This window comes from Pararhizobium sp. PWRC1-1 (assembly GCF_049897905.1).
GTDB lineage: Bacteria > Pseudomonadota > Alphaproteobacteria > Rhizobiales > Rhizobiaceae > Pararhizobium.
In genome coordinates, this window is record NZ_JAFCXE010000007.1 from 139,420 (window position 1) to 163,670 (window position 24,251).

The window sequence follows — 24,251 nt, forward strand, 5'->3', positions numbered from 1 at the left end:
GCCGCAAATATCCGAAATTCATTGGCTTTTCCGGTTTGCCGGGAGCTGTTGCCTATTTGCTGTTGCGCTTCGGCTGGCTATGCCCCAAGCTCTTGGGAAGTTCAACTGCCGAGACCTGTAAACATATGCCGACTGGCCGCATTTCATTCGCCGCGCTTTTGATAGCAAGCATCGTGGCGAGCACTTTTTCGACAGCCTACGCCGAAACCGTCGTGAACAAGAGCATCACGTATTTTTCGATCGGCGGCCGCACGGCGGAGGAGCTGGACAAGGCTCTGTCAGAAAACGGGCCGATGATGAAAAGCAGCGGCTCGCGCCATCCCGGCGCCACCAAGATCAAGTTCGGCGGCACGGTCACCTATGTGAAACACGGCAACCGCTGTGCCGTCGGCAGCGCAAAGGTCACGCTCAGCACCCGGTTGATCCTGCCGCGCTGGAAAAATCGCCGCAAGGCGAGCCGCGACCTCGGCCTCGTCTGGGATACGCTGTCGAGCGACATCAAGCGCCACGAGGAACGTCACGCCGAAATCGCCCGCAACCACGCGCGCAAGCTCGAAAGGGACTTCCTCGCGCTGAAACCCGAATCGGATTGCGAGCGCATGCAGGCCCGCGTCGCACGGCTGAGCGAAACGGCCATCCAGGACCATGATCGCGATCAGGCCCGTTTCGACAGGATGGAAGCCGCCAATTTTGACCGCCGGATGATCCGGCTGCTGCAGTACCGGCTTGATACGCTGACCAAGCGGTAAACACCGCGCTTATGGCAGAATCCGCAGCCCCAAACAATCCAACTGGTGCATCACGTGGCCTGCCCGAAGCTTGCGCGTCAACAGTATCTCATTGGTGATTTCTAGCGATACAACAACGCCGCAATATGAGGTACAGTGCAAGCATAGAATGAAGAACTGGCAAACAGACCGGCTTCATTCCAGCCCGGATTACTGAGTACGCATCCATACGGCGGCGCCAAATCCGGAGTATTGTTTCGTGCTTGACTGTCTCGTCCGGATTGATGTTCGACCGGCCGGAGCCATCATGCAGGTTGTGTTCTCCTGGCGTATCCTTATGCAGCAGATGTTCCCTCCCTCATCTGCATGCGATGCGCCCTCCTGGCCCTGCCCGTCGATCGCGACAGGCGGGGCTATTTTTGGGCAATCTCAATGGAGTTGGCCTCAACTCAGGCCTGGCGCTCGGGAACATGAACGACGAGCCCGTCAAGGCCGTCGCTCATCTTGATCTGACAGGACAGCCGCGAGGTCGGCTTCACGTCATAGGCGAAGTCGAGCATGTCTTCTTCCATCGCCTCCGGTGCGCCCACCCTCGCCGACCATTCGTCATCCACATAGACATGACAGGTGGCACAGGCACAGGCGCCGCCGCATTCGGCCTCGATGCCAGGCACCGAGTTGCGGACGGCGTTTTCCATGACGGTGGAACCAGCTTGAACCTCAAGATCGTGGCGCGTGCCGTCAAAGGCAATGATACTCAGTTTTGGCATTGTTTCTTCCGGATGCTTGTCGTTGTGTCGGCTTGCCGCAAGAACAAACGCGCCGCCCCGAAAAAGAGGCGGCGGCGGAACGCGGCGAATTCAGCCGATTTCTTCCAACAAATCCCATCGCCAGTCAACTCGGCCAGTCAACTCGCATGGATTTTGGCAAAGTCCGGCATCATCCGTGACCCTGTGTGACTGAGGCGTTTCACCGGCGGATGCCGATGGAAATTACCGGCAGAGTTTCAGGATAAACAGTTCGGCCTCAAGCACGGCCGCCCCGAGTGCGGCAAGATTGCCGGCATCCTGCGGAGCAGCCTCGACGGCGGCTGCAGTCTCGGCCACACCAAAAGCGCCAACCGCAAGAGCAGCGCCCCGCAGCCGGTGGGCAGTGGCCAGGCGGGCATCGGCGCTGTCGGACGACAGGTCTTTCATCAACTGCCGGGTCTGGCGGGCAAACATTTGCAGCACTTCGATTTCGAGAAGCTTGTCACCCATCGTCTGCGTTGCCAGATGCACGAGATCGATGGGCCTCGACGTGGAAGAGCAAGCGCCCCCGAAATTGTCGGGTGCTTCGAATGCGATCTTGAGAGCCGCCATGTGCCAATGTCCTTGTTGTGTTTTCTTCTGACGCACCGGCTCGCAACCGATCGTCCCGTTTTTTCCCGGTTCGCACTGCCATGACGCCCCGGACTGCCCGGATTTGTCTGGAAGTACCTGACCAGTCTATCTATTATACGGCTTCAAGATGGCGCGGACCGTGTGGTCCCGTGCCCTGCAAAGCCGCTATTTCCATCGTCTCTGGCACTGATTAAGCCGGAGCGGGGCTGCTATCTGATTAAAACGCGGCGCAATGAGGGCAGCTTTCGCTTGGCATGGTTAACGGCCATTAAACCGCCTGATTACAAGGGTTTTTGACCAAAACACCTCCAATTTTCATTAAGAACTTGTTAGGATTTTAACGAATGCCGGAGGGCCTTAATTGTAAGAAACCGGTGAATGTGTCACTACGGTACGTTGAGGGATAAGTTTATGTCTTTGGGTGTAAACGGTCCTGACGGAAAACTGTATTGAATGAAGCACCTACGGGTCTCAATGCGTTATCCGTCGGTGCGTGGTTGAAATGGGTGCATGTCAGGGTTCTGCGTAGATGTGATGCGCGTATCCTCATGTCACCGTCCGAGTTTCGGAGGTGTTCCCAATGCAGGCGGTGTTGCGGCGGATCCTTCTGGAAGGACAGTTTGGTAACGAGGCGTATCCGCATGGCGACAAATAAAAGCAATGAGTCGATCGACGACAAGGCATTTCAAGCGTTGGAAGACGCTCTGAAAATCGATTTTGACGAGCTTAAGTCTGCCCTCAACGACAAGATTTCCCTGGACCACCCGGGGGAAAAGGTGTCTGAGCCGAACAAGCAGGCACCTGTGCCCAACCAGGCGAAGACCTCCAACGCACAGCAGGAACAAGCCGCCAAGGCTGCCCGCGCCGCCGAAACCCAAAGGAGCCTGTCTCCCGAGCCCGCTCCCAAAGCCCCCTCGTTTGCCCCTGCAAACGACGATGGCCGCAAGACGCCGGCTGCGATCCTGCGATCGTTGGATGTCCGCTCCAGCCGTTCGGCGATGCGCATTGCCGCCGCCGTCTCGGCTCTGTGGATTGTCGGTGGCCTCGGTGTCGCCAATCTTCTTTACGGCCCGGAAATCTGGCAGATCCGCTCGCTTGCCGATCTGTCGGCCATGCCGGGCGCCATTGGCGTGGCGATTTTCATCATCCTGCCGGTGATGCTGTTCTTCTCGTTCGCCATCATGATTTCCCGCGCCCAGGAATTGCGTAGCGCCGCCCGCTCCATGGCAGAGGTCGCCCTGCGCCTCGCCGAACCGGAAACCGCCGCCTCCGAGCGCATCATGACCGTCGGCCAGGCGGTTCGCCGCGAAGTATCGGCGATGAACGAGGGCATCGAGCGGACGATCGCGCGTGCCACCGAACTCGAAACGCTGGTTCATTCCGAAGTCAACGCGCTGGAGCGCAGCTATAGCGACAACGAACTGCGTGTCCGTACGCTGGTCCAGGAACTCGGCCTTGAGCGCGAATCCATCGTTGGCCATGCCGAGCGCATCCGCTCGTCGATCTCTGGTGCCCATACCCAGCTCAAGGACGAACTGGCGATTGCCGGCGACGATATTTCCAACCGTATCGCCACATCCGGCGAGGCGTTTGCCTCGATGATCGAAACCCGCGCCGCCGCACTGATGGAGCGCTCCAACAGCGCCACCCAGACGATCGGCGCCATGCTGTCGACACGCACCGACGCCCTGGTCTCAGGCCTGACGACGGCGGGCGTTTCGCTCAGCAACGAATTCGATACCCGCCTCGACAATCTGAGCCAGACGCTGGCAAAGCGCGGCCAGCAGCTGCTCGGTCAGTTCGAGACCCGCGCCTCCTCGCTCGATGCCAATACCGAAAAGCTGAACGCAGCGCTCAACGAGCGCGCCCGCCAGCTCAACGAGACGCTAATTGCCCGCACACGCGATCTCAACGAGAGCCTGAACATCGGCCAGCAGGCTATCACCGGCGGCCTCGACGATATCCTCAACACGCTGAATGCCACGCTCGACGAAAAGGGCGCGAATTTCCGCCAGAGCCTGAAGTCCAGCGCCGACGACATGATCATGGACATCGACCTGCGCACCGGCTTTTTCGACGAAAAGCTGCAGACGACGGTGGGTCATCTGTCGACGGCCTTCGACAGCCGCTTCCATGAGTTCGCCACAGCCTTCGACAAGCGCGCAGGCATGCTCGATTCCAAGCTGATGGAAAGCCTGGCCCGCATCAACCAGTCGGTGACCGGCGGTGCCGACTCGATTGGCGGTATTCTTGACGGCGGTATCGAACGTTTCGAATCCGCGCTGTCGGATCAGTCGCTGACACTGGCGACGACGCTTGGCACCACGCAGGATTTCATCGAGCAGACCATCAGCGGCAAGACTGCCGAACTCAGCGACGCCATCGGCAACGCGCATGTCCGCATCGATAGCGTTCTACAGGAGCGCTCCGGCACCCTGATGGGCGCACTGACGGCGGCGCAGGATCGGCTTGAAACCGGCTTTGCCCACCGCGCAATCTCGCTTGAAACGGCCCTCACCGAGAGCCAGCAGCGGCTTGCCGAAACGCTTGATGCCCGCACCAGCGCGATTACGGCCAGCAATCAGCAGCTTGCTCAGAACTTGGATACGCACACCACCGGCTTTATCGACGGTCTGCAGGCAATCCACGGCCGAATCGAGGAAACCCTCACCAACCGTGCCGACGAGATCACCACATCGATCGCCGCCAGCCAGCTGCGTCTCGACAACACGCTTTCGGAACGGACCGTCGAACTCTCCGGCCTGCTCGCCGCAAGCTCGGAATCCATCGACAGCGCCTTTGAAGGTACGGCGGAACGGATCGATACGATCCTGTCGCAACGTACCGGTCACCTTGCAAACGTGCTCTCATCCTCGACGGCAGCGATCGACGGTGCATTCGATGGCACCGCAGAGCGGATCGATACGATCCTGTCGCAACGTACCGGTCACCTTGCAAACGTGCTGTCCTCATCGACCGCAGCGATCGACGGCGCGTTCGATGGTACCGCAGAACGCCTCGATACCATCCTGTCGCAGCGCACGGGCGCACTTGCAAACGTGCTGTCATCCTCAGCGGCAGCGATCGACGGTGCATTTGATGGCACCGCAGAACGTCTCGACACCATCCTGTCGCAGCGCACCGGTGCCCTTGTAAACGTGCTGTCCTCATCGACCGCAGCGATCGACGGCGCGTTCGATGGTACCGCAGAACGCCTCGATACCATCCTGGCGCACCGCACCGGCGCGCTCGCCAATGTGCTGACGTCCTCGGCCGGTGCAATCGAACAGGCCATCGGCGGCACCACCGAGCGCCTGGACAGCGTGATGTCCGAACGCAGCCGTGCCCTTGGCGAAACACTCTCGGCCCAGACCGCCACCCTCGACACGCTGCTCTCCGAACGCTCTGCTGAAATCGCCGGCACGATGTCTGCGCGTGCCACCGAAATGACGGAGACGCTCAGCAGCCACACTGAAGAAATTGCCGACAGCCTGTCCTATCGCGCCAGTGCGATTGCCGAAACGATGGCCGACCGGGTCGGTGACATCGAAAAGCAGCTTTCCGGCCGCGTTGCCGAAATCGCCGACAATCTCTCCGGCCGTGTCAGCGATATCGCCGGCACAATGACCAGCACATCGGCGGAGATTGCCAGCGCCCTTTCCGGCCACGCCTCCGAACTGGCCCTGGCCATGACAGGAAGGGCCTCCGATATCGAGCAGACCCTCTCTGGCCGTGCTGACCAGCTGGCGACATCGCTTGCATCCACACATGACCAGATCCGGGCAACGCTCGACGACCGGATCAACGCGATCAACGTCGCGGTTGCCAGCGGAACCGACCAGCTCTCCGACGTCTTGGCCGAACAGTCGATGTCGATTGCCACGACGCTGGCCACCAGTGCCAGCATGCTGGAAATGTCGCTAGACGAACGCCAGGCAGAACTCGGCAGCACCATCGACAAGAGCGCGCTTGCCCTTGAGCAACGCATGCTTGCCAGCACCAGCCACGTCGCCACCCAGCTTGGCGAAACCGCCGACCAGATCAGCCGCGCTGCCGACACCCTGACGCACCGGATGGACACGTCGCTCACCAACATCAACAGCAGCGTCGACGAGACCGGCGCACGCATTGAAAGCAGCCTCGGCGTACTGGAAGGCCGCATCCGCGAAAGCGTCGGCGGCGTCAGCGAATTCGTTGACAATGCAGGTCAGCGAATCGCCGATACCCTGTCGGCCAAGGTGTCCGAACTGGATCAGGTAAGCGACCGTGCAGCCGCGCGCATCGCAAACAGCCTTTCCGGCCATACCGGCGAAATCGACCGGATCGGCGGCGTTGCCGCAGCACGGATCGCCGAAACGCTGTCTGCGCACACGGCTGAATTCGATCAGATCAGCACGGCCGCTGCCGCGATGATTACCGACAGCCTGGCTGGCCGGACAGAAGAGATCGACCGCGTCGGCAATGCTGCCGCAGCGCGCATCGCCTCGACGCTCTCTGACCACACGGCAGAATTGGACCGCGTCAGCACCCTCGCCGCCGACCGGATTGCCGGCAGCCTGACCGGCCGCACCGAAGAGATCGACCGGATCAGTGGCGCAGCCGCAAGCCGCATCACCGAGACGCTCACCACCCACACCGCCGAACTTGACCGCGTTACGGCAGCTGCCGCGACACGGATCGAGGCCAGCATCGAAGGCGGCACAGGCCGCATCGAAGAGCGCCTCGGCACAATGGACCGTGCCCTTTCGATCGGCCTCGACAATGTCAGCCGCACGATCGAGAGCAAGGCCGCAGGCCTCGTCACCAATCTGCGCGGCGCTGTCGGCGAAGCGGCCCAGGGCATCGACGCGGAAGCATTGCGTTCTGCCGAACTGTTGGCCAAGGCTGGCGGCGATTTCGCCCAGGCGATGGCTGCGAGACAGGCCGATTTCCAGTCGGCTGTAGAACAGACGGCCGCGACCGCAGCAATGCGCAGCGCCGAACTGGCCCGTTCCGTCGGTGAAGCATCCGATGGCGCAGCCGCCCGGATTGCCCAGACACAGTCGCGCGTTGCCGAACAGGCGTCGTCGCTGAGCCAGAGCCTCACGGATGTCGAGAAGGCCCTGGAAGCGCGTGGCAACACCATCCGCACCACCCTCGACGACAGCACCCGCGAGCTCAACTCGATGCTGGCCGGCCGCTCCGCCGAGCTGTCACGCATTATCGACGAGCAGGCCCGCCCGATCATCGATCAGTATGCCGCAACAGGCAAGGAAGCAGCCGACCGGATCAGTGAAGTGGCTCAGCAGAGTGCAGAGCGCCTGCGCGCCGAAAATGCCACCCTGCTTGACAGCCTGAGCGCACGCACCGGCGAAACGCTGAATGCGATCTCAAGCCGCGCCGAAGAGACGGCCAAGGCCATGAAGATGGTCGAGAACCGTCTGCAGTCGACGGCGATGGGCCTGATCGACCAGTTGGCCGCAAGCAACAGCTCGATTGCCGGCGTCATCGAACAGGCCAGCACCAATCTCGGTGCCATGGACGAACAGCTGGAATCGACAACCGCACGCTTCTCCGAATCCGCCACCCGCGCCTCCGACATGCTGTCCACCTCAACCCGTCTTCTCGAAGGCAAGGTCGACAAGCTGGCGGATATTTCCGGCTCGACCCTGTCGCAGATCGGCGGCATCGTCGGGCGCTTCGAGGATCATTCCAAGGTTCTCGGCCAGGCGTCCGATCTCCTGGCCGCCGCCCAGTCCAATCTGGTCAGCACGCTGGAAGAACGCCAGGACGCCCTGCGGACACTTTCCATCGGCCTCGTCAGCCGGTCCGAAGAAATTGAAAAGACCATGCATGCTCTTGAAGGCTTCGTCGATGGCGCCTTCCAGCGTGCAGAAGACCGCTCGGCCCAGGTCGCAGGCAATCTGCGTTCCGGCATCCAGTCGTCCTTCAGCGATGTCGGCCGCATTCTGAGCGAAGCCGAACAACGCGCCGCATCGGCCGCCGAAGCCATGCGCAATGCGGTCGTCAAAGCCGGCGACGAAGCCAGCATGTCGGTCGAATCGGTGTTCGTGCGGGCCGAAGAACGCTCCAACGAGATCGCCAGCAACCTGCGTGCCGGCGTCCAGTCATCCTTCGCCAACGTCAGCAAGACCCTGTCGGAAGCTGAAGCCCGTGCCGCATCGGCCAGCGAAGCCATGCGCGCCGCCGTCACCAAGGCCGGTGAAGACGCAAGCCTCTCGGTCGAAGGCGCCTTCGTCCGCGCCGAGGAACGTTCCAAGGAAGTCGCTTCCCGCCTGCGCGGCAGCGTCGGCGCATCGCTGTCGGACATCGATCGCCTGATGACCGAAACCAGCAAGAAATCGGACGGTGCAGCCGAACACATGGGCTCGGCTATCCGCCAGGCCGTCGAAGAGGCGGTCAGCCGCTTCAGCGGCGCCACCGACGAAATCCGCCGCTCGGCTCACGAGATCCGCAAGGAACTCGACATGACCCGCGAAGAGCTGAAGCGCGGCGCCTTCGACCTGCCGGAAGAAGCCAAGGAAAACGCCTCGGTCATGCGCCGTGCGGTCGCCGAACAGATCAAGGCCTTGCAGGAGCTTTCCGACATCATCGGCAAGTCGTCAGGCCAGCTCGAGATCTCCCAGCCGGTCGTCCGTCAACAGACCGCAGCACAGCAGGCAGTCCAGCAGGCTGTAGCGCCCGCCCCGGTCCGCGCCGTCGCCCACCAGCCGGTTGCCGAGCAACGCCGCCCAGAGCCAGAGACGGCCCTTCGCGGTAGCCTCGGCATCGAGCAGCCGCGTCCCCTCGTCCAACAGCCAGCCGTCCAACAGCCGGTTGGCCGCCAGCCGGAGCCGCAGGCAGCAACCCGCCAGCGTGCCGAAGAAGGCAGCGGATGGATGCGTGACCTGCTGCGTGGAGCCTCGCGCGACGAAGAACCGGCAACTGCCGCACCGGTCCAGCAGCGTGCCGCCGAAGCACAGCCAACTCCTGCGGCCCGCAACGGCGACACCCGCAACCCGCGCCACGTGATGGAATCGCTGAACTCGCTGTCGGTCGATATCGCGCGCGCCATCGACCACGATGCCTCGGTAGACCTGTGGCGCCGTTACCAACGCGGCGAGCGCGACGTGTTCACCCGCCGCCTCTATACGCTGAAAGGCCAGCAGACCTTCGACGAGATCAAGCGCAAGTATGATCGCGAACCGGAATTCCGCACCGCCGTCGATCGCTACATCGCCGACTTCGAAAAGCTGCTCGGCGACGTCGCCCGCAATGACCGCGACAAGGTCATGACGCAGACCTACCTGACGTCGGATACCGGTAAGGTCTATACGATGCTGGCACATGCGGCTGGACGGTTCAGCTAAACTCAAGTCAAACTGCACAACTTAAAAATGGCTCCATCGGAAACGATGGAGCCATTTTCGTTTGCAACGAAGTCAGCTGGATTTGCTGAACCTAAAGTTCGAAACATTGACAAGGGTCTCCGACCAGATACTATACCCCCATAGACCCCTCTTGCGCGAGTGAGGCAGCATGGTTCCCCAGGTAAAAATTTCTGATATTGCCATTTGGATCAAACATATCGAAAGCCCCCAACTTCAGGCGCGATTAAAGGCTTTACCGGAGGAAGAGTTTATCAATCTGGAAACGGACGGCATTGTCGGCCGATGGGTTCGAATGAAGACGGGAAAAGACGGTCGGCCGACAGAAGGCATCCGTCCAGACGGTAACATGAAAAAGGTTTGGAGCGATTGGTATAGAAACAGGAGAGGCGAGCTGATTTCCATTCGTGAGGTTCAGCTCGCAGACGATTATCTGATCAACGTCTCGAAGCTATTTGTCGAATGGGACAGCCCTGAGGACGAGGAAGCATTTCGTGATCTGTGAAAGATACGAAACCATTGTCGTCCCCTTTCCCTTCTCCGACATTCCCGTTTTAAAGCGGCGCCCGGCAGTTGTCCTTTCCGGAAGGAAATTTAACGACACCAACGACTCGACCGTGGTTGCCATGATTACCACGGCCAAGGCGACATCATGGCCCAGCGATGTCGTCCTCACGGATTTGTCGCCCGCACATCTTCCGCAGCCTTGCCTCGTCAGGTGGCGTCTGGCTACCATCCCGAACACCCTTATTCTCAGAAGACTTGGAGCACTATCTGCCATTGATAGGCTTGCTTGCGAGCGCGAGTTCGCCAACATTTTGATCTAACTCAGACATCGTTTAGATATGAGCAACAAAAAAGGCGGCCACATGGGCCGCCTTTTGTCATTTCAAAGCTTGAGGAAACCTCAATGCTCCTTGTTGGCGTAAACCGACTTCTTCGTCAGGTAGATCAGGCCGGTGAAGATCAACAGGAAGATCATCACCATGAAGCCGGTGCGCTTGCGCGCTTCCAGATGCGGCTCGGCGGCCCACATCAGGAACGCGGAGATGTCGCGCGAATACTGCTCGACCGTCTGCGGCGAACCGTCGTCATAGGTCACCTGATCGTCGGAGACCGGCTTTGCCATGGCCAGAGCCGCAGCGTTGGCGAAGTACGGGTTGTAGTGTGTGCCTGCCGAAATCTCGACACCCTTCGGCGGTTCCTGGTAGCCGGTCAGCAGCGCGTGAATGTAATCCGGGCCACCTTCCTGATACTGGGTGAACATGTCGAAGATGAAGGTCGGGAAGCCGCGCTCGATACCGCGTGCCTTGGCGATCAGCGAGAAGTCCGGCGGTGCAGCACCATTGTTGGCGGCAGCAGCAGCCTCGGCGTTCGGGAACGGCGACGGGAAATGATCCGAAGGCACGGCCTTGCGGGTGTACATTTCGCCTTCGGCGTTCGGGCCGTCCTGAACTTCATAATTGGCCGCGAAGGTTTTCACCTGTGCTTCCGAGTAGCCGAGGTCTTCCAGGGTGCGGAACGACACAAGGCTCATCGAGTGGCAGGCGGAACAGACTTCGGTATAGACCTTCAGGCCGCGCTGCAGCTGGCCCTTGTCATAGTGGCCGAACGGTCCGGCAAACGACCATTTTTCCTGTTCCGGCTTGTGGATCGGGAAGTGGGGCGTACCGCCGCCATGTTCTTCCTCGGCGGCAGCACCGGCAGGCTTGGCTTCGCCGGTCTCAGCGGCGAACACCATGCCTGCACCAAGTCCGGCGACGACTGCGAGCGAAAGAATGCCTGTAACAAGCTTTTTCATTGTTTTGGGTTCCTTGATCTTCGCAGACATTACGCAGCAACAGGCTTTTTCGCTGCCCGTTTTTCCAGAACCGCTTCGGTAATGGAATTTGGGATGCGTTTCGGCGTTTCGATCAGGCCGAGAACCGGCATGATGACGAGGAAGAAACCGAAATAGTAGAGAGTGCCGAGCTGGGAATAGCCGACGTAGTTACCCTTCAGGTCGCCGGAGAAAATCAGCCCCAGCAACCCGGTGCCTTCGGCAGGGCGCGAGCCCAGCCAGCCGAGCAGGATGGCATTGACCACGAAGAGCCAAAAGAACAGCTTGTACCAGGGACGATAAACGGCCGAGCGAACCTTCGACGTATCGAGCCAGGGCAGAAAGAACAGGACGATGATCGCACCGAACATCACCAGAACGCCGCCGAGCTTGGAGTCAATCGGGCCGACATTGAAGGTGATGGCGCGCAGCATCGCGTAGAACGGCAGGTAGTACCATTCAGGAACGATGTGAGCCGGGGTCTTCAGCGCATTGGCAGGAATGTAGTTGTCCGGGTGGCCGAGGAAGTTCGGCATGTAAAAGACGAACCATGCGTAGACCAGCAGGAACACCGATACACCAAGCGCGTCCTTGAGGGTGGCGAAGGGGGTAAAGGCAACCGTATCCGTCTTGGTCTTGACTTCGACGCCGGTCGGGTTCGTCTGGCCGACGACATGCAGCGCCCAGATATGCAGGACAACGACGCCGGCAATCATGAACGGCAGTAGGTAATGCAGCGCGAAGAACCGGTTGAGCGTCGGATTATCGACGGCAAAGCCACCCAGCAGGAACTGCTGGATCCAGTCGCCGACCACGGGGAAGGCGGTGAAGAAACCGGTGATAACGGTTGCGCCCCAGAAGGACATCTGACCCCAAGGAAGAACATAGCCCATGAAGCCGGCAGCCATCATCAGAAGGTAGATGACAACGCCGAGTATCCAGAGGATTTCGCGCGGTGCCTTGTACGAGCCGTAGTAGAGACCACGGCCGATATGCAGGTAGACGGCGATGAAGAAGAACGACGCACCGTTGGCATGCATGTAGCGCAGGAGCCAACCCTGGTTGACGTCGCGCATGATCTTTTCGACAGAATTGAAGGCGACTGTCGTTTCTGCAGCATAGTGCATGGCCAGAACGACGCCGGTCAGGATCTGGATGATCAGCATGACCGAAAGCATGGCGCCGAATGTGTAGGCGTAGTTCAGATTGCGCGGAACCGGATAGGAAACGAAGCTGTCATGCACGAGCCGCGGCAGCGGCAGGCGCGAATCCACCCATTTCTCGAGACCGGACGTCGGCATATAGGTTGAATGATCACCACTCATAATCAGTATTCCCCTCAACCGATCTTGATGACTGTGTCGGTAGCGAACGCAAAGGTCGGTACGGCGAGGTTCTGTGGTGCCGGGCCCTTACGAATACGGCCAGCCGTATCGTAGTGAGAGCCGTGGCACGGACAGAACCAGCCGCCAAAATCGCCAGCCTGGCCGAGCGGAACGCAACCGAGATGCGTGCAGGAGCCGATCATGACGATCCAGTTTTCTTTTTCCTTGCCGGCGGAGCGATCAAGGTCTGTCGCAGTCGCATCGGCTGGAAGGTTGGCGTTGCGCGCAACCGGGTCTTTCAGGTCAGCCAGCGCAACAGCGTTGGCTTCCTCGACTTCCTTGTCGGTACGGTTGCGGATGAACACCGGCTTGCCGCGCCATTTTACTGTCAGCGACATGCCCGGCTGCAGGCTTGCAACATCGACTTCGATCGAAGCCAGCGCCAGCGTCGAGGCATCAGGCCGCATCTGGTCGATGAATGGCCATGCTACGGCTGCTGCGCCGACTGCGCCTGCCATCCCAGTCGTCAAATACAGGAAATCGCGGCGAGTGGGCTCGCCCGAGGTTTCGCTTGATATCTCGTGTTCGCTCACGGCTGAACCATCCTTTCACGCAATGTTTTGCGGAAACCGCACTGTCCCCGGCGTCGATCCGCGCCCCGTGCTGACACTTGAGCGAAAGAACAGCGCCAAATCAATAAGCCTCTATGCACGATTCGAAGAAAACTTTCGCCCTCCCGCGTCATACATCAAAACCGGGCGAACCCCACACGTATCAGAAACGGCAGATTCCCCGGCATTCCGGCGCGTTCTATGCTTGATCGCTGGGGATGTCTAGCCTTGAGCGCAAGAGGTGAGCCACAATGTCGCGGGAAAACCGAAGCCAATGTTCGCAAACCGATTTTTGCCGTCCGGCGCGGTCAAAACAAGGCTTTTCCACGCCCGTGGATAGCGGCTTGGTGCGCTATTCGGCCGCAGCTTCGCGGGCGAGAAATCCACCGGACTGGCGCAGCCAGAGATCGGCATAGAGACCGCCGGCTGATATCAGCTGGTCATGGGTTCCATCTTCGACAATCCGGCCCTGATCCATGACGATCAGACGGTCGAGCGCTGCGATGGTGGAGAGCCGGTGGGCGATGGCAAGCACGGTTTTTCCACGCATCAGCCTATCGAGATTGGACTGGATGGCAGCCTCGACTTCCGAATCAAGCGCCGAGGTCGCTTCGTCGAGCACGAGGATCGGCGCATCCTTCAGCATCACCCGCGCAATCGCCACCCGCTGACGCTGTCCGCCCGACAGCTTGACGCCACGCTCGCCGACATGCGCGTCAAATCCCTTGCGTCCGCGCTGATCCTGCAGGTTCTCGATGAAATCCAGCGCTTCGGCTTTTTCCGCCGCTTCGCGCAAGCCGTCTTCATCCGCATCCGGCCGGCCAAACAGGATGTTGTCGCGGATCGACCGGTGCAGCAGCGATGTATCCTGGCTGACAACGCCGATCTGCATGCGCAACGATTCCTGGCGCACCGTCGAAATGTCCTGCCCGTCGATCAGAATGCGGCCGGCTTCAAGATCGTAGAAGCGCAGCAGCAGATTGACGAGCGTCGTCTTGCCTGCGCCTGAGCGGCCGACAATGCCGATTTTTTCACCCGGCCTGACCACCAGAGACAGGTTGTCGATGACGCCCTGCCCCTTGCCATAGTGGAAGTGGATGTTTTCAAAACGGATCGCCGGGCTGTTGACGACGAGGCTTTGCGCATCCGGCCGGTCGACAAGCTGCACCGGCTGCGAAATCATCTCGGCGGCATTCTGGATCGTGCCGATATTACGCATGATGCCGTTGAACTGCACCATCATCCGGCTCAAGAGAAAATTCAGCCGCAGGATCAGCGCCATCGTAAACGCCACCGCACCCGAACTGATCGCGCCCGAAAGCCAGAGATTGACGCTGAGCCCCGCCATGGTGACGATCATGATGCCCGACAGAAACGCCATCGACGCACGCACGCCGGTGATGAACCGGGTAAAGCGGATGATGCTGTCCTGGAAGATATCGAAACCCTGCCGCATGTAGCGGTCGTTTTCCTCATCGCGCGCAAACAGTTTGAGCGTCTGCATATTGCTGTAGGCATCGACCATGCGGCCGCTGAGCATCGACGACGCTTCCGCCGTTTCCCTCGAATGCTTGCGGATGCGCGGAACGAAATAACGCGCCAGGAAGGCAAAGCCGATCAGCCAGAGAAGAACGACAACGGCAAGCGACAGATCGAGCTGGCCGACCAGCACCAATGTCGAGACCGAGTAGATGCCGACGAACCAGACGCTTTCCATCAGCGAGGTCACGACATCGCCGACCGCCTGCCCGCCCGACCAGACCTTGGTGACGATGCGGCCAGAAAAATCATTTTGGAAGAAGGACAAAGACTGGCGCGAGACATGCAGGTAGGACTGCCAGCGGACAAGATTGTAGAATCCGGGCGTGATCACCTGCTGATCGACCAGCGCCATCACCAGCGACACCACAAAGCGGATGATGCCGATCAGGACCAGCATGCCGAACAGCTCGGCGCCGTGGGCTGCAAGCAGCCCGCTCCAGCCGTCGCTGGGTTTGACCGTTGCAAGAATATCGACGACGCGGCCGACGAACCAGAACAGCGTCGCCTCGATCGCCGCCGTCAGGCCGCCGAGAACAAGCATGGCGATGAACGGCGCCTTGGCCTGGCGGATGTAAAACCAGACGTAAGGGATCAGCCGTTCGGGCGGCTGCAACCCGTCGCGAACAGCGAAAGGCTGTATCCAGTTTTCGAAGTAGGCGAACAGGGCGCGCAAGAGCATATGTACGATATAGGCGGATTCGCGCGCGCGGCAATCGGCAATCAACCGCGAATGCCGATGATCTCGATTACAAATCCGTCATGTTTTCCAAGGGACGCTTTCAGATTCAGTTTTCAGTCGTCGTCGTGGTCGGTGGAAGGATAAAGGCAAAAGCCGACTTCGTAGCCGAGTGCCGAAACCAGCGCCATGGTCGAGGGTTTGAGGCCAAGGCTCAAGGCCGTCATCGTCGCACTGTCAAAATGAACTGCAATGCGGATGCCATGACCATGGCCAAGGCCCCTCAGCGCCGAAAGCTGCGCCGCATAGGCATCGACATGCCGAGCCACGAAGGTACTAGCATCCGGTTCATCGACCGCCAGCTGCGGCGGCTCGGCCAGGAAACCGCCATTCTTTCCACAGCGGCATTTCCAGTCCGGATTGGCAGTGGTGAAGACATCGAAGGCCTGCGTGCGCTCACCCTTGATCAGGATGTCGAATTCAAAACCGATATCGCTCACGTTGATCGTCCCGGGAGATAACATGCAATGCTTGGAGGCGGCCTATTCGGCCGCCGCCTCCTTTTGGTTTGCTGCATTATCGCCATCATCGGCGATGAAACCGCCGGACTGTCTCGACCAGAGGTCGGAATACAGGCCACTGCGGCTGATCAGCTCGGCATGGCTGCCGGTCTCGATGATCTTGCCAGCTTCGAGAATGACCAGCCGGTCCATCTCCGTCAGCGTCGACAGGCGGTGGGCAATCGCAATCACCGTCTTGCCCTTCATCAGGGCAAACAGGTTTTCCTGGATCGCGGCTTCCACTTCCGAATCGAGCGCCGAGGTCGCCTCGTCGAGGATCAGGATCGGCGCGTCCTTCAGGAAGACACGGGCAATCGCGATCCGCTGGCGCTGGCCGCCGGAGAGTTTGACGCCCCGCTCGCCGACCTGCGCATCGAGCCCCTTGCGGCCCTGGTTATCCTCGAGCAACTCGATGAAGTCCCAGGCATTGGCCCGCTTGGCGGCAGCGATAATGTCGGCATCGTCAGCCTCGGGGTGACCATAGGCGATGTTGTCGCGGATCGAGCGGTGCAGCAGGGACGTATCCTGCGTTACCACGCCGATCTGTGCGCGCAGGCTGTTCTGCGTTGCCGCAGAAATGTCCTGCCCGTCGATCCGGATCGTGCCCGATTCGAGATCGTAGAAGCGCAACAGCACGTTCATCAGCGTCGTCTTGCCGGCACCCGAGCGTCCGACCAGGCCGATCTTCTCGCCCGGCTTGATGTCGAGCGAGAGGTTTTCGATCACGCCCTTGTTCTTGCCGTAGTGGAAGCCGATGTTTTCGAACGCGATGGCACCCTGCGGCGCCTTCAGCACCTTGGCATCGTGATTGTCGACGATGTCATGTGCCTTGGTCATCATGCTCATGCCGTCATAGACGGTGCCGATGTTTTCAAACAGCGCCGAGACTTCCCACATGATCCACTGCGACATGCCGTTGATACGCATGGCGAGCGACACGGCAATGGCAATCGAACCGACCGACATGCCGCTGGTCATCCAGAAATAGATGCCGAGCGCCGAGATCGCAAACAGCGCGATGCAGTTGTTGGTGTAGACGAGCACATGGAACAGCGTCACCTTGCGCATCTGCCGGTGCACGGTCTGCAGGAACGCATCCATGCTTTCCTTGGCATACACCTCCTCGCGGCCGGCATGCGAAAACAGCTTGACGGTGGCGATGTTGGTATAGCTGTCGACGACGCGGCCGGTCATCATCGAGCGCGCATCCGCCTGATCCTTGGAGATCTTGCGCAGGCGCGGCACGAAATATGTGACGATGCAGACATAGATGATGATCCAGACGATCAGCGGCGCGAGCAGCCGCCAGTCGGCCGCAGCGACCACCACCAGCATCGAGATGAAATAGGCGACGACGTAAACGAAGACGTCGAGGATTTTCATCACCGTTTCGCGCACGGCAAGCGAGGTCTGCATCACCTTGGTGGCGACACGGCCGGCAAACTCGTTGGCGAAAAAGGTCATGCCCTGCCGCAGCAGATAGCGATGCATCTGCCAGCGTGCAATCATCGGATAATTGCCAAGCAACACCTGGTGCATGATGATCGAATCGATGGCGACGACTGTCGGCAGACCGATTAGAATGAGCGCGCCCATCCAGATCAGTTTGGTGCCTTCGCTTTGCAGGAACGTGTCCTGCTTGGCCGAAGACAGCCAATCGACGACATTGCCGAGGAACTGAAACAGTGCCACTTCGCCGATCGCGATCAGCATGGTGCAGATCGACATGGTTAACAGCCAGGGGGCCGCCGGCTTGGTATAGTGCCAGCAGAACGCAAACAGACCCTGCGGCGGAACCGTGGGTTCCTCGACGGGATAGGCATTAAGGCGGGATTCAAACCAGCCGAACATGATAGGCTCCTTCAGGAATCCAGTGAAGGAAGGCGGGGAAGCCCCGCATTCATCGATCAGACATTAAAAACCGGAAAACAACTCAATCTTGCACACGAAACGTGTTCGTCCGGAAAGCGGGCGGTCGTGCGCAATGGTGCCAAAAAAGGAAAAGCGCGAAACCGGTCAGCCCAAGAGGACTGGAGGCACAGCCTGGAGGCTGGTGATCATTCGAATACCCATGTAAGCCTCCTGTGGTTCGCGTTGCAGATGCTCCAGACATAGATTGATTTGTGCCGGTACGCCAGATTGCCGATGGCGTTTTTTTCATCATTTTTGTCTCAGCCAGGATTCTGTTGCCATTACGGCACAGATTGATTACGGCCATTGATTAACCCCATAAGACTTGTTGATATGTCGTCCCATTCACTCCGCATCGCCCTCTACCAGCCCGATATTCCCGGTAACACAGGGACGATCCTTCGCCTTGCCGCGTGCCTGGGTCTTGCCGTCGACATCATCGAGCCGGCGGGCTTCGACCTGTCGGACAAGAACCTCAAGCGCGCCGGCATGGACTACATCGCCTCGGTCACGCTGACGCGGCACGTCAACTGGGAGCGTTTCGAGGAGGTCCGGCTTGCCGAGGGGCGCCGGTTGGTGCTGGCCTCCACCAAGGCCGCCGAGCCCTACACGCGCTTTTCGTTCCAGCGGAATGATACCCTGCTTTTCGGCCGCGAAAGCGCCGGCGTGCCGGACCACGTCCATGACAAGGCCGACGGGCGCATTATCGTCCCGATGGTCGAGGGACAACGGTCGCTGAACGTTGCGATGTCGGTGGCGATGATCGCCGGCGAGGCGATCCGGCAGGTCAACGGCTAAACCTGCCGGCCAGCCTTATGCCGCGACCCCGCCATAGGCATTTTCGGCCCGGGCAGCCTTCAGCGCCCTCGCCCACCATTTCAACCGCCGCAACATCACTATCAGTCCAGCCTTGGCTTCCGCCGCTTTGAAGGGATTGCCGGCCGCATCGAACTGCGCCCAGACATTGGCAAAACTGACGGTATCGCGGATCGTCACGGTGTGCAGCTCGGCAAAGACCTGGCGCAACTGCTCGACGGCCCGCAATCCGCCCGAGACGCCGCCATAGGAGATGAAACCAACCGGCTTTGCGTGCCAAGGCTCATAGCAACTGTCGATCAGCTCCTTGAGCGGAGCCGGATAGCCATGATTGTATTCCGGTGTGACAATGATGAACGCATCGGCCTCGGCGATCTTTTCCTCAAGCGCTTCGGCGTTCAAAGTCGCATCACCGGTTCCTGCCTTGAGCTCAAGAGGGTCGATGAGCGTAATGCGAAAACCGCTTTCGGCCCACAACTCCGTCAAGGCCCAGTTGACGACCGTGTCGCAGAAGCGGCCTTGCCGTGCACTGCCATAGACGACGGCGATGGTCATTTTCTCATTCATGTCTGCAAAAGCTCCGTTGTCGATACGATGGAGCTCATGGTATAAAACCTCAACTAAAGTTGAGGTCAATAGACATGCCAGAAAAATATCGAACCGATCTGCCACGCCGCGAACTGACCGTCGGAGAGGTCGCCACGCGTAGCGGCGTTGCGGTATCGACACTGCATTTCTACGAGACAAAAGGCCTGATCAAGAGCATGCGCAGCCGCGGCAACCAGCGCCGCTATCCCCGCAGCGTTTTGCGCCGCATCGCCGTCATCAAGATTGCCCAGCGCACGGGAATTCCGCTCGCCGACATTCATAAGGAACTCTCCGCCCTGCCAAACGACCGGCAATTGCTGGCGAGCGACTGGGCGCATCTGTCGGAGCACTGGAAGACCGATCTGAACGAGCGCATCACCAAGCTCACCGCCTTGCGCGACCAGTTGACGTCCTGCATCGGCTGCGGCTGCCTTTCCATGCGTGACTGTCCGCTACGCAATCCATACGACGAGCTGTCGGAAAAGGGCGCAGGAGCGTATCTGATCGAGCATGCCGGTGAGGAACAGGACTGAGGCACCGACTGTAGAAGGTCAGCAATGTGAGGCATCAATCCGCGCTGGGCAGACGCCGCATGGTGAATTCGATCTGGTCGCCATCAAGTTGGCGCCAGCTCTCCACTTCGGTCCAATAGGCCGCTTTCGGCCAAGCATCGAACCATTCCTGCGCCTTCTGGCGCGCATCGGTGCGATCAAGCCGAAATGTCTCGCGCACGAACAGCCCGTCATTGCGTTGCGGGTTGCCGTTTCGGTGCCGGGCGATCTGACGTTTCAGGCCGTCAAGCGGCGGCCCTGCCGGGATTCTTGCCATGAGCTCACCTTTCGCCAGTCGAGCCTCTTGCATAGAAGATAAGGAGATATTCCTTATTTTGCGAGTCGGAATCTCCGCATAGACATCTGCGGCAGACTGACCGCCTGAAGCCTGCACAGTTGCAGCTGTGGCAAAAATATGAACTGTCGGCCAATATGCGAATCGGCGTTCTTCTTGCCGCTTGAGGCCACGCCAAACAGGATTACTTTTCATGGAACGACCCAACCTGCCGCAGGGATTGCCCGCAGATATCGAAGACAAGAAGGCCAGAGCCACAGCCTGGTTTCAATCCTTGCGGGACAGCATTTGCACCGCGTTCGAAACCATCGAGGATGAACTGGCAGGCCCGTTGTCGGACCGCGAGCCAGGGCGTTTTATCGGCAAGGACTGGTTGCGCGACAAGGGAGCCGGCGGCGGCGGGCGAATGTCAATGATGGACGGCCGCGTCTTCGAAAAAGTCGGCGTTCATACATCGACAGTCTACGGCGAATTCTCGCCGGAATTCCGCAGCCAGATTCCAGGTGCGGAAGAAGACCCGACCTTCTGGGCGTCCGGCATCTCGCTGATCGCTCATCCGGTCAATCCGAACGTTCCCGCCGTGCACATGAACACGCGCATGGTCGTCACCACCAGCCACTGGTTCGGCGGCGGCGCAGACCTCACACCCGTACTCGATAGCCGCCGCACACAGGCCGACCCGGATACGATGCTGTTTCACAAAGGCATGGAGATCGCCTGCAAGCGGCATCCGGTTGCCGATCACGCCCGCTTCAAGCAATGGTGCGATGAGTATTTCTTCCTTAAGCACCGCAACGAACCGCGGGGCACCGGCGGTATCTTTTACGACTGGTTGCATTCCGATGCGGAGAAAGGCGGCTGGGAAGCCGACTTCGCGTTCACCCAGGATGTCGGCAAGGCTTTTAGCCTGATCTACCCGAAGATCGTGCGCGCCAATTTCAACAAGCCCTGGAGCGAGGAAGACCGCGACGAGCAGCTGGTTCGCCGTGGCCGCTACGTCGAATTCAATCTGTTGTACGATCGCGGCACAATCTTCGGCTTGAAAACCGGCGGCAACGTCGATTCGATCCTGTCATCGCTGCCACCCGTGGTCCGCTGGCCTTAAAGCCGGATTGCACGAACGAAAAATCCGGCCGTTTGCGCGGTCGGATTTTTGTTGTCTGAAGGATGCGTATCAGTCGCAGATCTTGATGCGGCGGATATGCAGGTTGCCCCACCGGTCCCAGCGCTTCACCTTCTTGATGTAGCAGGATGGCTCATAATAGCCGCCGCCGTAATAGTCGCCGCCATAGTAGCCGGTGTTGTAGAAGCCGATCGAAAACCCGCCATGGTGACGGCCGTGATGGCCATGTCCGCCGGCCTGCGACGGAGCGGCAAACGAAACGGCGGCAATGACTGCGACGGCGGCAGAAATGATGAGCTTGCGCATGTTGATGTTCCCTCTGTTGGTTCCTGACGAGTTCGTCTCATCCAGTGACCCAACACTCTCACGCGCCACTTATCCGCGCTGTTTCGAATGGAACAGGTCCGAACAAAAGCGTCTCGACCGCGTTATCTGCGAATAACCGTATAGGAGAACTGAGCCATGGTTTTCAAAGAGCGAACATTTTACGGCAAAACCCCCGAGGAGCTTTTCGAGGGAGATCATGCGGACCTGGAAACGCGGGTCGCGAACTGCCTGGCCACGGTGGACGGGCTCGACGCCTCGGATGTGTCCGTGGTCTCGAAGGGAAATACGGTCGTACTGAGCGGCACGGTCGCCACCATTGAAGAGGCGGAGCGTGCGGAAGAAGCGGCAAACACCGTCGAAGGTGTCGCCGAAGTCGTCAACCGGATCGCGGTTTCCTGATCAGATCGCCTTGAGGGTCCAGCGGACGATTTCGCCTGCAACCTCTGCAAACGCACCATCAAGGGCTGCGACGAACGCCGCCGCCCCGTTGCCACGCACGGGAAAGGTCGCGCGAAAAGCATTCTGCGCGCCGACAGTGCCGTTGCGGTCATTGAGGATCTTGGCAAAGATCTCCACGACGGCCGTATCTGAACCTTCGGTCGATATTTCGAATGACCTGATTTCGGTGATCACCTGATAGTCAATAGCAAGCCCCTCGCCCGGCTTGCCGACGCCACCGATCTTGCCCGTATTCTCGAAGGCTTGCACCAGTTTTGCCTGCACCATCTTCGGCAGACGGTCGCTCCATTGCGACTTTGCCAGATACTGGATTTCCGAACCCGACAACCTGATCACCACCTGATCGCTATCAAGCGCTTTCAGCGCAGTCGGCTCGGGAACGAGTATCTGTTTCTTGCTCGAAGACGGACCTTCAATGACAGGCGAAGCAGACAGGCTATAGGTGTCATTGTTGGCCTTGCCGGCGCAAGCAGACAGCGCGGCGATGATAAGAAATGCAGAACAGGCCCGGATCAAACCTGCCTTCCGACCAAACGACGCACCAGGAAAATTCATTTCAAACACTATCCTTCGCCAATCAGCAGCAACGTAGAGGCTGACCCGGTCAAAACAAGCCAAAAAAGCAGTCACGCCGGCGCAGGCACGGCAAAAATCCGCCAAGGCTTGCAGCCTTGCCACGCAAACGTCACGCCTGGGGAAGCAATACCCGATTCGTCAGCATCAGCAGCGGCAATTTCGAATATAAATCACCGCCCGGTACTATCGGCTCAGCGGCGTGTGCGTCCGTCATACTGCTTCACCGTTTCGCCACCGAACAGCAACCGCTGCGGATCCTTGTCGAAGGTCGAGATCGTCGTATCGAGCGTGTTGACTGTCCGGCGCGTATCGCTGACCAGGGCCTCGATATCGCGCAATCCGGAGCCGGAAAAGCGCTTGAGGTTTTCGGCGATCGGCCCGATCTGCGCATTCAGGTTGTCGGCCACCTTGCGGAAGGATTCGAGCGTAGCGCGGGCATCCGCCGACAAGGACGGCGCGTCCGCATCGCCGAGGAAACCGTCAAGCTTGACCAGGATGCCATCGACACGGCTGGAGGCGGCATTCAGCTTGTTGGCCATCTGGGTGACATCGGTGATCGTCTGGTCGATATCGTTCTGCCGGCCTTTGATCCGGTCTGCAAAATCCGCGATCGAGGCAACGGCCTTGCGCGCATCGGCGCTTGCTGCCGAGACGTCGTTGACGACGCCGGAAACCTTCTGCGTGTCGATGGAGGCAATCAGTGTATCGACGCGATCGAGCGACGCGGTGGCCTTTTCCCCGAACCGTTCATAGGTCTCGGCTGTCTTCTTGAACGAGGCAACGGTATCGGCCACGCCCGTGGATGCGGCACTCAGATCATTGCTCATCTTCTCGACATTGCTGACGATGTGGTCGATCTTCTTCGGATCGACCGATTTCACCAGAATGTCTGCTGCAGACAGTGTCGAATCAAGCTTACCGGCCGCAGCTGTAATCGAGGTCGACAGTGCGCTGACGCTCTTCAGGAATTGATCGATGCCCTCGGAATTATCGGCCAGCGACTTGGTGAAACGATCGGCGTTGGAAATCGTATTGGTCAACGGTCCGCGCACGTCCTTGACGAACCCCTGGATGTCGCCGATCGCGTCGTTGGCGCGGTCAAGGATCTTGTCGGCTGTCGCCAGAAGACTGGTCACACTGGACTGATCGGCGGTCAGCTGCGCGGATGTGCCGGTATCCAACGCCTTGCGCAGGATGTTCTCGTCACCCTTGTTGCCACCGCTGAGTTCGATATAGGCAGCACCAGTCAATCCCTGGATCTCCAGCGTCGCCGTCGTCGATTTCAGCACCGGAGCATCAGCGGACACCTCGGTCACCGCAACGGAATAGCGCGGATCGTTGGAATTGATGGCGAGGCTGCGGACCGAGCCGACGGGAATGCCGTTGAAGCGCACCGGCGATCCGACGCTCAAGCCGTTGGCCGATCCGGGAATGCTGATGACCAGCTCCGCCATTTCGCCGCTTCGGCCGTATTGGGACATCCAGTAAACAAAGCCGAAGGCCGCGAAAATGACAGCGACCGTGAAAAATCCGACGATGGCGTAGTTGGCTTTTGTTTCCATTGCTACCGGTACCCTTGGGGGACGCCGCCGATG

The 24,251-nt window shown here is 59.6% G+C and carries 22 protein-coding genes; 9 read left to right on the forward strand and 13 right to left on the reverse strand.

What is annotated here, in order from left to right:
* Positions 1 to 125: 125 nt before the first annotated feature.
* A complete protein-coding gene (locus ACP7E0_RS13385; protein WP_426125509.1) occupies positions 126 to 749 on the forward strand; it encodes a DUF922 domain-containing Zn-dependent protease in 624 nt (207 codons plus the stop codon).
* Positions 750 to 1,177: 428 nt separating this feature from the next.
* Here the strand turns inward: ACP7E0_RS13385 and ACP7E0_RS13390 are convergent, their stop codons facing one another.
* Positions 1,178 to 1,498, reverse strand: coding sequence for a 2Fe-2S iron-sulfur cluster-binding protein (locus ACP7E0_RS13390; RefSeq protein WP_037095683.1), 321 nt, complete (start codon positions 1,496 to 1,498; stop codon positions 1,178 to 1,180).
* On the opposite strand from ACP7E0_RS13390, the gene ACP7E0_RS13395 reads away from it, so the two are divergent.
* Complete coding sequence (locus ACP7E0_RS13395; protein WP_426125511.1) at positions 1,492 to 1,677, forward strand: hypothetical protein; 186 nt, start codon at positions 1,492 to 1,494, stop codon at positions 1,675 to 1,677. The two genes, ACP7E0_RS13390 and ACP7E0_RS13395, sit on opposite strands and share 7 nt — an antisense overlap.
* A 43-nt stretch (positions 1,678 to 1,720) precedes the next feature.
* Here ACP7E0_RS13395 and ACP7E0_RS13400 read toward each other — a convergent pair whose 3' ends face one another.
* Positions 1,721 to 2,089 carry an Hpt domain-containing protein gene (locus ACP7E0_RS13400; protein WP_426125513.1) on the reverse strand — a complete coding sequence of 123 codons (369 nt, stop codon included), beginning with the start codon at positions 2,087 to 2,089 and terminating at the stop codon, positions 1,721 to 1,723.
* A gap of 662 nt (positions 2,090 to 2,751) precedes the next feature.
* Between ACP7E0_RS13400 and ACP7E0_RS13405 the strand changes: the two genes are divergently transcribed.
* From ACP7E0_RS13405 to ACP7E0_RS13415, 3 genes are all read left to right on the forward strand, one after another.
* Entirely contained in the window at positions 2,752 to 9,459 is a 6,708-nt protein-coding gene (locus ACP7E0_RS13405; protein ID WP_426125515.1) for a kinesin, read from the forward strand.
* A 169-nt stretch (positions 9,460 to 9,628) separates the two neighbouring features.
* The gene (locus tag ACP7E0_RS13410) at positions 9,629 to 9,982 is read left to right on the forward strand and encodes a hypothetical protein (protein WP_426125518.1); all 354 of its coding nucleotides are present in this window, start codon (positions 9,629 to 9,631) and stop codon (positions 9,980 to 9,982) included.
* On the forward strand, positions 9,972 to 10,304 hold the full coding sequence (locus ACP7E0_RS13415) for a type II toxin-antitoxin system PemK/MazF family toxin (protein WP_426125521.1): 333 nt from the start codon (positions 9,972 to 9,974) through the stop codon (positions 10,302 to 10,304). The genes ACP7E0_RS13410 and ACP7E0_RS13415 overlap by 11 nt, the downstream gene beginning before the upstream one ends.
* Positions 10,305 to 10,384: 80 nt before the next feature.
* On the opposite strand, the gene ACP7E0_RS13420 is transcribed toward ACP7E0_RS13415, so the two are convergent.
* The 6 genes from ACP7E0_RS13420 to ACP7E0_RS13445 form a co-directional block, all read right to left on the reverse strand.
* A complete protein-coding gene (locus ACP7E0_RS13420; protein WP_426125522.1) occupies positions 10,385 to 11,278 on the reverse strand; it encodes a cytochrome c1 in 894 nt (297 codons plus the stop codon).
* A 29-nt stretch (positions 11,279 to 11,307) separates the two neighbouring features.
* The gene (locus tag ACP7E0_RS13425) at positions 11,308 to 12,621 is read right to left on the reverse strand and encodes a cytochrome b (RefSeq protein ID WP_426125523.1); all 1,314 of its coding nucleotides are present in this window, start codon (positions 12,619 to 12,621) and stop codon (positions 11,308 to 11,310) included.
* A gap of 14 nt (positions 12,622 to 12,635) precedes the next feature.
* A complete protein-coding gene (gene petA / locus ACP7E0_RS13430) occupies positions 12,636 to 13,214 on the reverse strand; it encodes a ubiquinol-cytochrome c reductase iron-sulfur subunit (protein ID WP_037095693.1) in 579 nt (192 codons plus the stop codon).
* A 370-nt stretch (positions 13,215 to 13,584) separates the two neighbouring features.
* Positions 13,585 to 15,453, reverse strand: a complete 1,869-nt coding sequence (locus ACP7E0_RS13435) for an ABC transporter ATP-binding protein (protein ID WP_426125635.1) — start codon at positions 15,451 to 15,453, stop codon at positions 13,585 to 13,587.
* 113 nt (positions 15,454 to 15,566) lie between these two features.
* Entirely contained in the window at positions 15,567 to 15,950 is a 384-nt protein-coding gene (locus tag ACP7E0_RS13440) for a hypothetical protein (RefSeq protein ID WP_426125524.1), read from the reverse strand.
* Positions 15,951 to 15,992: 42 nt separating this feature from the next.
* Positions 15,993 to 17,861, reverse strand: a complete 1,869-nt coding sequence (locus ACP7E0_RS13445) for an ABC transporter ATP-binding protein (protein WP_426125525.1) — start codon at positions 17,859 to 17,861, stop codon at positions 15,993 to 15,995.
* A gap of 393 nt (positions 17,862 to 18,254) precedes the next feature.
* On the opposite strand from ACP7E0_RS13445, the gene ACP7E0_RS13450 reads away from it, so the two are divergent.
* Positions 18,255 to 18,719, forward strand: coding sequence for a tRNA (cytidine(34)-2'-O)-methyltransferase (locus tag ACP7E0_RS13450; RefSeq protein WP_426125526.1), 465 nt, complete (start codon positions 18,255 to 18,257; stop codon positions 18,717 to 18,719).
* A gap of 15 nt (positions 18,720 to 18,734) precedes the next feature.
* Here ACP7E0_RS13450 and ACP7E0_RS13455 read toward each other — a convergent pair whose 3' ends face one another.
* A complete protein-coding gene (locus ACP7E0_RS13455; RefSeq protein ID WP_426125527.1) occupies positions 18,735 to 19,304 on the reverse strand; it encodes an NADPH-dependent FMN reductase in 570 nt (189 codons plus the stop codon).
* A gap of 74 nt (positions 19,305 to 19,378) precedes the next feature.
* Here ACP7E0_RS13455 and soxR point away from each other — a divergent pair, with 74 nt between their 5' ends.
* Positions 19,379 to 19,858 (forward strand): redox-sensitive transcriptional activator SoxR, encoded by a 480-nt coding sequence (soxR, locus tag ACP7E0_RS13460; RefSeq protein ID WP_426125528.1) that lies wholly within the window; start codon positions 19,379 to 19,381, stop codon positions 19,856 to 19,858.
* Between the two features lie 34 nt (positions 19,859 to 19,892).
* Here soxR and ACP7E0_RS13465 read toward each other — a convergent pair whose 3' ends face one another.
* On the reverse strand, positions 19,893 to 20,153 hold the full coding sequence (locus ACP7E0_RS13465) for a hypothetical protein (RefSeq protein ID WP_426125637.1): 261 nt from the start codon (positions 20,151 to 20,153) through the stop codon (positions 19,893 to 19,895).
* A gap of 211 nt (positions 20,154 to 20,364) precedes the next feature.
* On the opposite strand from ACP7E0_RS13465, the gene hemF reads away from it, so the two are divergent.
* Entirely contained in the window at positions 20,365 to 21,276 is a 912-nt protein-coding gene (gene hemF / locus ACP7E0_RS13470) for an oxygen-dependent coproporphyrinogen oxidase (RefSeq protein ID WP_426125529.1), read from the forward strand.
* 69 nt (positions 21,277 to 21,345) lie between these two features.
* Here hemF and ACP7E0_RS13475 read toward each other — a convergent pair whose 3' ends face one another.
* Positions 21,346 to 21,600, reverse strand: a complete 255-nt coding sequence (locus ACP7E0_RS13475; protein ID WP_426125530.1) for a sulfur globule protein precursor — start codon at positions 21,598 to 21,600, stop codon at positions 21,346 to 21,348.
* A gap of 156 nt (positions 21,601 to 21,756) precedes the next feature.
* Between ACP7E0_RS13475 and ACP7E0_RS13480 the strand changes: the two genes are divergently transcribed.
* Positions 21,757 to 22,020, forward strand: coding sequence for a BON domain-containing protein (locus tag ACP7E0_RS13480; RefSeq protein WP_426125531.1), 264 nt, complete (start codon positions 21,757 to 21,759; stop codon positions 22,018 to 22,020).
* Here ACP7E0_RS13480 and ACP7E0_RS13485 read toward each other — a convergent pair whose 3' ends face one another.
* Both ACP7E0_RS13485 and ACP7E0_RS13490 read right to left on the reverse strand, forming a co-directional pair.
* Positions 22,021 to 22,635, reverse strand: coding sequence for an ABC-type transport auxiliary lipoprotein family protein (locus ACP7E0_RS13485; protein WP_426125532.1), 615 nt, complete (start codon positions 22,633 to 22,635; stop codon positions 22,021 to 22,023). It abuts the gene before it with no gap.
* A gap of 212 nt (positions 22,636 to 22,847) precedes the next feature.
* Positions 22,848 to 24,218, reverse strand: a complete 1,371-nt coding sequence (locus ACP7E0_RS13490; RefSeq protein ID WP_426125533.1) for an MlaD family protein — start codon at positions 24,216 to 24,218, stop codon at positions 22,848 to 22,850.
* Between the last annotated feature and the right edge of the window lie 33 nt (positions 24,219 to 24,251).

Coding starts and splice junctions, on each gene's coding strand:
- ACP7E0_RS13385 (WP_426125509.1), top strand. CDS start 126: ATGCCGACTGGCCGCATTTCATTCGCCGCGCTTTTGATAGCAAGCATC.
- ACP7E0_RS13390 (WP_037095683.1), bottom strand. CDS start 1,498: ATGCCAAAACTGAGTATCATTGCCTTTGACGGCACGCGCCACGATCTT.
- ACP7E0_RS13400 (WP_426125513.1), bottom strand. CDS start 2,089: ATGGCGGCTCTCAAGATCGCATTCGAAGCACCCGACAATTTCGGGGGC.
- ACP7E0_RS13405 (WP_426125515.1), top strand. CDS start 2,752: ATGGCGACAAATAAAAGCAATGAGTCGATCGACGACAAGGCATTTCAA.
- ACP7E0_RS13410 (WP_426125518.1), top strand. CDS start 9,629: ATGGTTCCCCAGGTAAAAATTTCTGATATTGCCATTTGGATCAAACAT.
- ACP7E0_RS13420 (WP_426125522.1), bottom strand. CDS start 11,278: ATGAAAAAGCTTGTTACAGGCATTCTTTCGCTCGCAGTCGTCGCCGGA.
- ACP7E0_RS13425 (WP_426125523.1), bottom strand. CDS start 12,621: ATGAGTGGTGATCATTCAACCTATATGCCGACGTCCGGTCTCGAGAAA.
- ACP7E0_RS13435 (WP_426125635.1), bottom strand. CDS start 15,453: ATGCTCTTGCGCGCCCTGTTCGCCTACTTCGAAAACTGGATACAGCCT.
- ACP7E0_RS13445 (WP_426125525.1), bottom strand. CDS start 17,861: ATGTTCGGCTGGTTTGAATCCCGCCTTAATGCCTATCCCGTCGAGGAA.
- ACP7E0_RS13450 (WP_426125526.1), top strand. CDS start 18,255: ATGTCGTCCCATTCACTCCGCATCGCCCTCTACCAGCCCGATATTCCC.
- ACP7E0_RS13455 (WP_426125527.1), bottom strand. CDS start 19,304: ATGAATGAGAAAATGACCATCGCCGTCGTCTATGGCAGTGCACGGCAA.
- soxR (WP_426125528.1), top strand. CDS start 19,379: ATGCCAGAAAAATATCGAACCGATCTGCCACGCCGCGAACTGACCGTC.
- ACP7E0_RS13465 (WP_426125637.1), bottom strand. CDS start 20,153: ATGGCAAGAATCCCGGCAGGGCCGCCGCTTGACGGCCTGAAACGTCAG.
- hemF (WP_426125529.1), top strand. CDS start 20,365: ATGGAACGACCCAACCTGCCGCAGGGATTGCCCGCAGATATCGAAGAC.
- ACP7E0_RS13475 (WP_426125530.1), bottom strand. CDS start 21,600: ATGCGCAAGCTCATCATTTCTGCCGCCGTCGCAGTCATTGCCGCCGTT.
- ACP7E0_RS13480 (WP_426125531.1), top strand. CDS start 21,757: ATGGTTTTCAAAGAGCGAACATTTTACGGCAAAACCCCCGAGGAGCTT.
- ACP7E0_RS13485 (WP_426125532.1), bottom strand. CDS start 22,635: ATGAATTTTCCTGGTGCGTCGTTTGGTCGGAAGGCAGGTTTGATCCGG.
- ACP7E0_RS13490 (WP_426125533.1), bottom strand. CDS start 24,218: ATGGAAACAAAAGCCAACTACGCCATCGTCGGATTTTTCACGGTCGCT.